Origin of the sequence: Erythrobacter sp. NFXS35 (genome assembly GCF_040148725.1) — a bacterium.
Taxonomy (GTDB): domain Bacteria; phylum Pseudomonadota; class Alphaproteobacteria; order Sphingomonadales; family Sphingomonadaceae; genus Erythrobacter.
In genome coordinates this window covers 1,590,798-1,597,541 of the sequence record NZ_JAGDEB010000001.1, presented here as the reverse complement: position 1 = coordinate 1,597,541, position 6,744 = coordinate 1,590,798, and the positions used below count along the sequence as shown (strand labels likewise).

General features: G+C 65.2%; 9 protein-coding genes. 5 read left to right on the top strand and 4 right to left on the bottom strand.

Annotation, left to right across the window (positions count from 1 at the left end):
• Window positions 1-431: 431 nt before the first annotated feature.
• Both J3454_RS07525 and J3454_RS07520 read right to left on the bottom strand, forming a co-directional pair.
• Window positions 432-1,334 (bottom strand): prephenate/arogenate dehydrogenase family protein, encoded by a 903-nt coding sequence (locus J3454_RS07525; protein WP_349513110.1) that lies wholly within the window; start codon window positions 1,332-1,334, stop codon window positions 432-434.
• Window positions 1,331-2,446 carry a pyridoxal phosphate-dependent aminotransferase gene (locus tag J3454_RS07520; RefSeq protein WP_349513109.1) on the bottom strand — a complete coding sequence of 372 codons (1,116 nt, stop codon included), beginning with the start codon at window positions 2,444-2,446 and terminating at the stop codon, window positions 1,331-1,333. Before J3454_RS07520 ends, J3454_RS07525 begins: the two co-directional genes overlap by 4 nt.
• Window positions 2,447-2,575: 129 nt before the next feature.
• Here J3454_RS07520 and metX point away from each other — a divergent pair, with 129 nt between their 5' ends.
• Window positions 2,576-3,688, top strand: a complete 1,113-nt coding sequence (gene metX / locus J3454_RS07515) for a homoserine O-acetyltransferase MetX (protein WP_349513157.1) — start codon at window positions 2,576-2,578, stop codon at window positions 3,686-3,688.
• Complete coding sequence (gene metW / locus J3454_RS07510; RefSeq protein WP_349513108.1) at window positions 3,685-4,287, top strand: methionine biosynthesis protein MetW; 603 nt, start codon at window positions 3,685-3,687, stop codon at window positions 4,285-4,287. Before metX ends, metW begins: the two co-directional genes overlap by 4 nt.
• A 3-nt stretch (window positions 4,288-4,290) precedes the next feature.
• On the opposite strand, the gene J3454_RS07505 is transcribed toward metW, so the two are convergent.
• Window positions 4,291-4,683, bottom strand: coding sequence for a VOC family protein (locus J3454_RS07505; RefSeq protein ID WP_349513107.1), 393 nt, complete (start codon window positions 4,681-4,683; stop codon window positions 4,291-4,293).
• A gap of 112 nt (window positions 4,684-4,795) precedes the next feature.
• On the opposite strand from J3454_RS07505, the gene J3454_RS07500 reads away from it, so the two are divergent.
• Window positions 4,796-5,194, top strand: a complete 399-nt coding sequence (locus J3454_RS07500; protein ID WP_349513106.1) for a hypothetical protein — start codon at window positions 4,796-4,798, stop codon at window positions 5,192-5,194.
• A 76-nt stretch (window positions 5,195-5,270) separates the two neighbouring features.
• Window positions 5,271-5,939, top strand: a complete 669-nt coding sequence (locus tag J3454_RS07495) for a glutathione S-transferase family protein (RefSeq protein WP_296721527.1) — start codon at window positions 5,271-5,273, stop codon at window positions 5,937-5,939.
• A gap of 16 nt (window positions 5,940-5,955) precedes the next feature.
• Here J3454_RS07495 and J3454_RS07490 read toward each other — a convergent pair whose 3' ends face one another.
• Window positions 5,956-6,162 (bottom strand): hypothetical protein, encoded by a 207-nt coding sequence (locus J3454_RS07490; RefSeq protein ID WP_349513105.1) that lies wholly within the window; start codon window positions 6,160-6,162, stop codon window positions 5,956-5,958.
• Between the two features lie 106 nt (window positions 6,163-6,268).
• On the opposite strand from J3454_RS07490, the gene msrB reads away from it, so the two are divergent.
• Window positions 6,269-6,673: a peptide-methionine (R)-S-oxide reductase MsrB gene (gene msrB / locus J3454_RS07485; protein WP_349513104.1), complete on the top strand. Its 405-nt coding sequence runs from the start codon at window positions 6,269-6,271 to the stop codon at window positions 6,671-6,673.
• The last annotated feature ends 71 nt before the right edge of the window (window positions 6,674-6,744 follow it).

Here is a 6,744-nt window from a genome sequence, read left to right as displayed (position 1 = left end):
CTCCGATGACCAGAACTTTCATCAATCTCGCACCCTTTTCTCGGGACTTACGTTGCCGCAATTAGGGGGCAAATACAACCAATGCGGCACGCTTGCGCCCATACTGCGAGCGGCCGCAAAGGGGTCGCTAGCCGAACGGCAGGTTTTTTCTGGTACCACCGAAAAGCGGACGTCTCTCCACGACTGCTGCTTGCACACACAATGCGTGCGCGCATCGGCCTCGCCTGTCCGATGCCCTGCCGCTGGATCGAAGGCGCGCTTTCCTACTTGGGGCTGACTTGCCAGCTATGCCCGCATGACCTACCGGCATCTCCCCGTACTCTGTCCCGCGCAGCTGCGCTCCGCCGGCCTGCGCTGGGCTGGCGGTTTTTGTGTTCCTGGACAGTGTCTCATGTGTCTCCTACCGGCGCGCCGGCAGGAGCGGGGGCGGTCTAGTGATCCCGCCCGAAATCGGGCCGCTCGTCGTCCTGCCCCTGCTCGATCACCTGTCGCCGGATCGCGCGGGTGCGGGTGAACAGGTCGAACAGAGTGTCCCCGTCGCCCGATCGGATCGCGCGTTGCAACGCGGTGAGGTCTTCGGAAAAGCGCCCCAGCATCTCCAGCACGGCGCCGCGATTGGTCAGGAACACGTCGCGCCACATCACCGGATCGGAGGCGGCGATGCGGGTGAAATCGCGGAAGCCCCCTGCCGAATACTTGATGACTTCACTCTGGGTCACGTCCTCCAGATCGCTGGCGGTGCCGACGATGGTGTAGGCGATGAGGTGCGGGATGTGGCTGGTGACGGCGAGCACCAGATCGTGGTGGGCTGCGTCCATCAGTTCCACCTTGGAGCCGAGCGCCGTCCAGAATTCGGACAGCGCCGCAAGCGCCGCCGGATCGCAGTCTTCAGGGGGCGTGATGATGCACCAGCGGCCCGCGAACAGGGTGGCAAAGCCCGCCTCCGGTCCGCTCTGCTCGGTGCCGGCGACCGGGTGGGCGGGGATGATGCAGGCGCCAGGCAGCGCGGCGGCGAGCGCCTTGGCCACGGCGGCCTTGGACGATCCGACGTCGCTGACGATGGCGTGCGGGGCGAGGCCGGGCGCAAGCTCACGCGCCGCTGCGCCCATCGCGCCGACGGGGACGCACAGGATCACGAGATCGGCCTCGGCCACGGCCTCGGCGGCGGTATCGCACACCGTGTCGACCAGCCCGCGCCCCCCGGCCCGCTTGCGCACCTCCGGATCTCGGTCGAAGCCGGTGGTGGCGATGTCCAGCCCGCGCGCCTTGACCGCCAGCCCGATCGAGCCGCCCAGCAGGCCCAGCCCGATGATTGCGACGCGGGTAATGGTCATGCCGCCTCGCCGCACAGGGTTCGCAAGGCGGCAATCACGCGGGTCATGTCGTCCGACTTGCCGATGGTTATGCGCAGGGCATTGGGCAGGCCTTGCGAGGGCAGATGGCGCACGGCATATCCGGCATCCGATAGCGCATCCAGCGCCTGCGCGGCGGTCACCTCGCCATCGAAATGCACCAGCAGGAAGTTGGCTTCGCTAGGAGAGGCCGACACGCCGTGATTGCCCAATGCCGCAATCGCTTCGGCCAGCCGCGCCCGCTCGGCGGTGTTGTGAGTGCGGGATGCGGTGACGAAATCCTGATCGCCCAGCGCCGCCAGCGCGGCCTTCTGCCCGCTGACCGAGACATTGAACGCCCCGCGCAGCCGGTTGACGAGATCGATCAGGTGCGGCGACCCCGTCACCCAGCCGACCCGCTCGGACGCGAGGCCGTAAGCCTTGGAGAAGGTGCGGCTGACCAGCACGTTGTCATGGCGCGCCGCCAGTTCGAACGCGGCGTGCTGATGCGCCGGATCGACATACTCGCCGTAGGCCTCGTCCACCACCAGCAGCACATCGGAAGGCAGGGCGGCGTGCAGGCGCGCGACTTCGGACGGGGGCAGGAAGCTGCCGACCGGGTTGTTCGGGTTGTCGAGCAGCACCACGCGGGTCTGCGGGGTCACCGCCGCCAGCAGGTTATCGACCGAGGCGGCATAGCCATCATCCTCGGCGAACACCGGTGTCGCTCCGACCTTGTGCGCCAGCAGCGGGTAGAGCGAGAAGGAATAGCGCGAGGCCAGCACTTCGTCCCCCGGCCCCGCGAGCGCCTGCACTGCGCAATGCAGCAACTCGCCGGAGCCTGTGCCGCATACGATCCCCGCCGGATCGAGACCGTGCACCGCAGCGATTGCCTCGCGCAGCGCGCGGGCATCGGGGTCCGGGTAATCGGCGGGATTGTGTCCCTCAGCCAGCGCCGCCCGCGCTGCAGGGCTGCTGCCGAGCGGGTTCTCGTTGGCGGAAAGCTTGGTCAGCGGCTGACCGCTCGCCGACTTGGACTTGCCCGGCACATAGGCGCGGATCTGTTCGATCCAGGGTTTGGGCCAGGGTTTGGGTTGAGGTCTGGTGATGGTCATCGTGATGCGCCGCTTGAAGAAAAGGCAGTGCTTCGACAAGCTAAGCACGAACGGAAATTCGAAAAAATGCTCCTAACCGTTCGTCCTGAGCTTGTCGAAGGGGTGTTTTTCCGCTTTCGCATCCGGGCAATGAACGCCGCCCCGCTTTCTTCGGTCTATTCGCTCCCGCATCCCCTGCCGCTTGACAGCGGGCAGGTGCTGGAGGGCGCGCAGATTGCCTATGAGACTTACGGCACGCTCGCGCCGGACAAGAGCAACGCGGTGCTGGTGTGCCACGCGCTGACGGGTGACCAGTACCTCGCCAGCCCGCATCCGATCACCGGCAAGCCGGGGTGGTGGGAGCGGATGGTCGGGGCGGGCAAGCCAATCGATACCAATCGCCACTTCGTGATCTGCGCCAATGTCATCGGTTCCTGCATGGGATCGACCGGCCCCGCCAGCCTCGCGCCCGATGGCGCGCCTTACGCGATGCGCTTTCCCGTCATCACCATCCGCGACATGGTGCGCGGGCTGGTGGCACTGCTGGATGGGCTGGAGATTGCACGCCTGCACGCCGTGGTCGGCGGATCGATGGGCGGGATGCAGGCATTGAGCCTCGCCGCCAACTGGCCCGAACGCGCGGCACGGGTACTGGTGATCGCGTCGACCGCGCGCCATTCGGCGCAGAACATCGCCTTTCACGAAGTCGGGCGGCAGGCGATCATGGCCGATCCGGCATGGGCGGACGGCGATTACTACGCCAGCGACGCCAGGCCCGACAACGGCCTCGCCGTGGCGCGGATGGCGGCGCATATCACCTATCTTTCGGAAGCGGGGCTGACCGAGAAGTTCGGGCGGCGGCTGCAGGATCGGGACGCCAAGGGCTTCGGCTTCGACGCGGATTTCCAGGTGGAAAGCTACCTGCGCTATCAGGGCAGCGGGTTCACCCGCCGGTTCGATGCCAACAGCTACCTCTACATCACCCGTGCGATGGATTATTTCGATATCGCGGAGGAGTTTTCCGACGATTCGGGGGGCGGCAAGCTGGCCACGGCCTTCGCAGGCACCAATGCGCGGTTCTGCCTTGTCAGCTTCGATACCGACTGGCTGTATCCCACCGCCGAAAGCCGCCACATCGTCCATGCATTGAACGCAGCGGGGGCGAAAGTCAGCTTCGTCGAGCTTTCCGCGCCCAATGGACATGACAGCTTCCTGCTGGAACACGACCAGCTCGACCGGGTGGTGAGGGGATTCGTCGAATGAGCCCCCAAGGTTCCCGGCTACGGCCAGACCTCGCCGCCATCGCCGCCCATGTCGTGCCCGGCAGCCGGGTGCTCGATATCGGCTGCGGCGACGGCGCGCTGATGGCCGAGTTGGAAAGTGCGAGCGGTTGCGATGCGCGCGGTATGGAACTGGACGGCGCACTGGTCGAACGCTGCGTGTCACGCGGACTTTCGGTGGTGCAGGGCGATGCCAATCTCGATCTTGCCAATTATCCCGACAAGGCGTTCGACTACGCGATCCTCAGCCAGACCTTGCAAACCGCGACACGGCCCGATCTGATCCTCGACGAATTGCTGCGGGTGGGGCGGCGGGCGTTCGTTTCATTCCCCAATTTTGCGCATTGGCGCACGCGCGCGGCGCTGATGCTGGGCGGACGGATGCCGGTGACGCGCGCGCTGCCGGTGAGCTGGTACGAAACGCAGAATATCCATCATGTGACGGTGGATGATTTCCGCGATCTGGCGCGGCTGAAAGGCGCGGCTATCGAGCGCGCGTGGTTTTTCGCCAACGAAACGGAAATCGGCGCGCCAGCAGCAAACTGGCGCGCCGAATTCGCGGTGTTCGAATTGAGCAGGTAGCGTTCAGCCTGCGCGGTGCAGCGCACACAGCTTGTGCCCATCGGGATCGAGCACATAGGCAAGGTTGAGCGTGCCCATCGAGCCGGTGCGCGGGCCCGGCGGGTCTTCGATCGACTTGCCACCGGCGGCAACCGCCGCATCATGGAACGCCTGCACCTGCTCCAGACTGTCGCAGGCAAAGCCGAACGTCGCTCCGTTGGCACAGCTCGCAGGCTCGTCGTTGATCGGCTGCGAGATCCCGAAGATGCTGCCGGCATGCATGTAGAACAGGCGCTTGTGGCCGGTGCCGGCTTCGTTGATCATCGCCGGACCTGCGCCGAGCACGGCCAGCGTGGCATCATAGAACGCCTTGGCACGGTCGATATCATTGGTGCCGATCATTACGTGACTGAACATTGCGTGCGGTCTCCTCTCATAAGACAGGCTTGCGGACTAGGACGGATTGTTCCGTGCGGCAATCGGCTTTTCCGGTAGCCACAGGTTCATCCGGCGGTGCATAGGAGGGGGCATGATCCATGCTCTTATTGCCGCAGCGCTCATGCTTCAGGCCGCGCCCGCCGCGCCTGCGCCAGCCCCATCCGCTGCGCCCGCGCCGTCCGTCAGCCTCGAAGACCTCACCCTTCAGCAATCCGCCGCCTTGCGCTGCGCGGTCGCCTTCGCCTTTGTCAGCGATTGGCAAAAGGCGGGCGATGCGCGCGGCGCGGCGGGTCCGCAAGGGCTCGATCAGGACGGCGGGCGCGAATTCTTCGTGCGCACCATGGCGCAATTGATGGATGATCGCGGGCTCGACCGGCGCGGCGCATTCGATCTGATCGCGCTACAGGGCGAGCGGCTGAAGGCCAGCCCGGAGGATATTCCGGCGATGATGCCCGCGTGCCTGCTGATGAAGTCCGCTGCCGGGCTGTAAGCATCGACATATCCCCCGTGCCCGTCCCATGCGCTGCTGGATTTGCCCCCGGAATTGAGGCAAGGATAGCTGCAGCATGTGGCAACTCCATCAATTCCCGCTCTGCCCGTTCAGCCGCAAGATCCGCCTGTTGCTGAGCGAAAAGAATATCGCCTATGATCTGGTGCGCGAAGATCCGTGGGCGGCGTCGGACATGTTCTTCAACCTCAATCCGGCCGGGCGCACGCCGGTGATCGTCAATCCCGAAAAGAACATCGCCATCGCCGATAGCCGGGCGATCGCCGAGTATTTCGAGGAGACGGTCGAACGCACACCGATGATCAACGGAACCGCCACCCAGCGCGCCGAGATCCGGCGGCTGGTCGCGCTGTTCGACGAGAATTTCTACGCCGATGTCACCGCGCCCCTGCTGTCCGAACGGATGCGCAAACGCATCCTGCGCCAGCCGCCCGATAGCGGCGCACTGCGCAACGCGATGAAGCTGGCCCACGGGCATCTCGACTATCTCGACTGGCTGATCGACAACCGCCCGTGGGTGGCGGGATCGACCATGAGCCTCGCTGATCTGGCGGCGGCGGCGCAGATTTCGGTCGCGGATTATCTCGGCGGAATCGACTGGGCCGGGCACGAACAGTCACGCGGCTGGTATGCCGTGTTCAAGAGCCGCCCGAGCTTCCGCCCGCTGCTGACCGAGCGGATGGACGTGATCCAGCCGCCTGCGCATTATGCACTGGTGGACGGATAGGGCGCACGCCGGAGCCCTAGTCCGGCTTGCCCCCGCTCTTGAGCGTGCTCTGGGCGATCACCAGCAGTGCGATGCCCATCGTGATCTGACTGACGATGATGGCGGGCGAGATGTCCAGGCCGCCGAAAATCCGGCCGCCCAGCATTCCCAACGCCAATATGAACAGGATGGCAGCCAACGTGCGTAGGACTATCAGCGGACCGGTTTTGTCTTGCATCGCCATTTCGCAACCCTTTGACTGAGTTTGCCAAGCTGTCACACTTGCTCCGCCTCATCAAGCGACCATATGCTGACCAGATCGCCAGAGAGGCAAATTGCGGGAGAAGGCCATGATCGACAAGCTGGAACTAACCGACGCCGAATGGCGCGAGAAGCTCGACCCGATGCAGTACCACGTGCTGCGCGAAGCGGGCACCGAACGCGCCTTCACGGGCGAATACGACAAGTTCTATGACGAGGGCGAATATCACTGCGCGGCCTGCGGTACGCAGCTGTTCTACTCCACCGCCAAATACAATTCCGGCTGCGGCTGGCCCGCCTTCACCAAGCCCGCCGATGAGGAAGTGGTGGAGGAGCACCGCGACGTCAGCTTCGGCATGGTCCGCACCGAAGTGCGCTGCGGCAAGTGCGGCGGGCATCTGGGCCATGTGTTTCCCGATGGCCCGCCCGAGCAGGGTGGCCTGCGCTACTGCATCAACTCCGCCGCGCTGGTGTTCACCCCTGCCGACAGCTGAGGCGTGTCTGCCGCAACGGGGGACAGGGCGGCCGGCGCGGTTCACCCCCGGTTACAACTTGCCTATGCACA

Coding starts and splice junctions, on each gene's coding strand:
- J3454_RS07525 (WP_349513110.1), bottom strand. CDS start 1,334: ATGACCATTACCCGCGTCGCAATCATCGGGCTGGGCCTGCTGGGCGGC.
- J3454_RS07520 (WP_349513109.1), bottom strand. CDS start 2,446: ATGACCATCACCAGACCTCAACCCAAACCCTGGCCCAAACCCTGGATC.
- metX (WP_349513157.1), top strand. CDS start 2,576: ATGAACGCCGCCCCGCTTTCTTCGGTCTATTCGCTCCCGCATCCCCTG.
- metW (WP_349513108.1), top strand. CDS start 3,685: ATGAGCCCCCAAGGTTCCCGGCTACGGCCAGACCTCGCCGCCATCGCC.
- J3454_RS07505 (WP_349513107.1), bottom strand. CDS start 4,683: ATGTTCAGTCACGTAATGATCGGCACCAATGATATCGACCGTGCCAAG.
- J3454_RS07500 (WP_349513106.1), top strand. CDS start 4,796: ATGATCCATGCTCTTATTGCCGCAGCGCTCATGCTTCAGGCCGCGCCC.
- J3454_RS07495 (WP_296721527.1), top strand. CDS start 5,271: ATGTGGCAACTCCATCAATTCCCGCTCTGCCCGTTCAGCCGCAAGATC.
- J3454_RS07490 (WP_349513105.1), bottom strand. CDS start 6,162: ATGGCGATGCAAGACAAAACCGGTCCGCTGATAGTCCTACGCACGTTG.
- msrB (WP_349513104.1), top strand. CDS start 6,269: ATGATCGACAAGCTGGAACTAACCGACGCCGAATGGCGCGAGAAGCTC.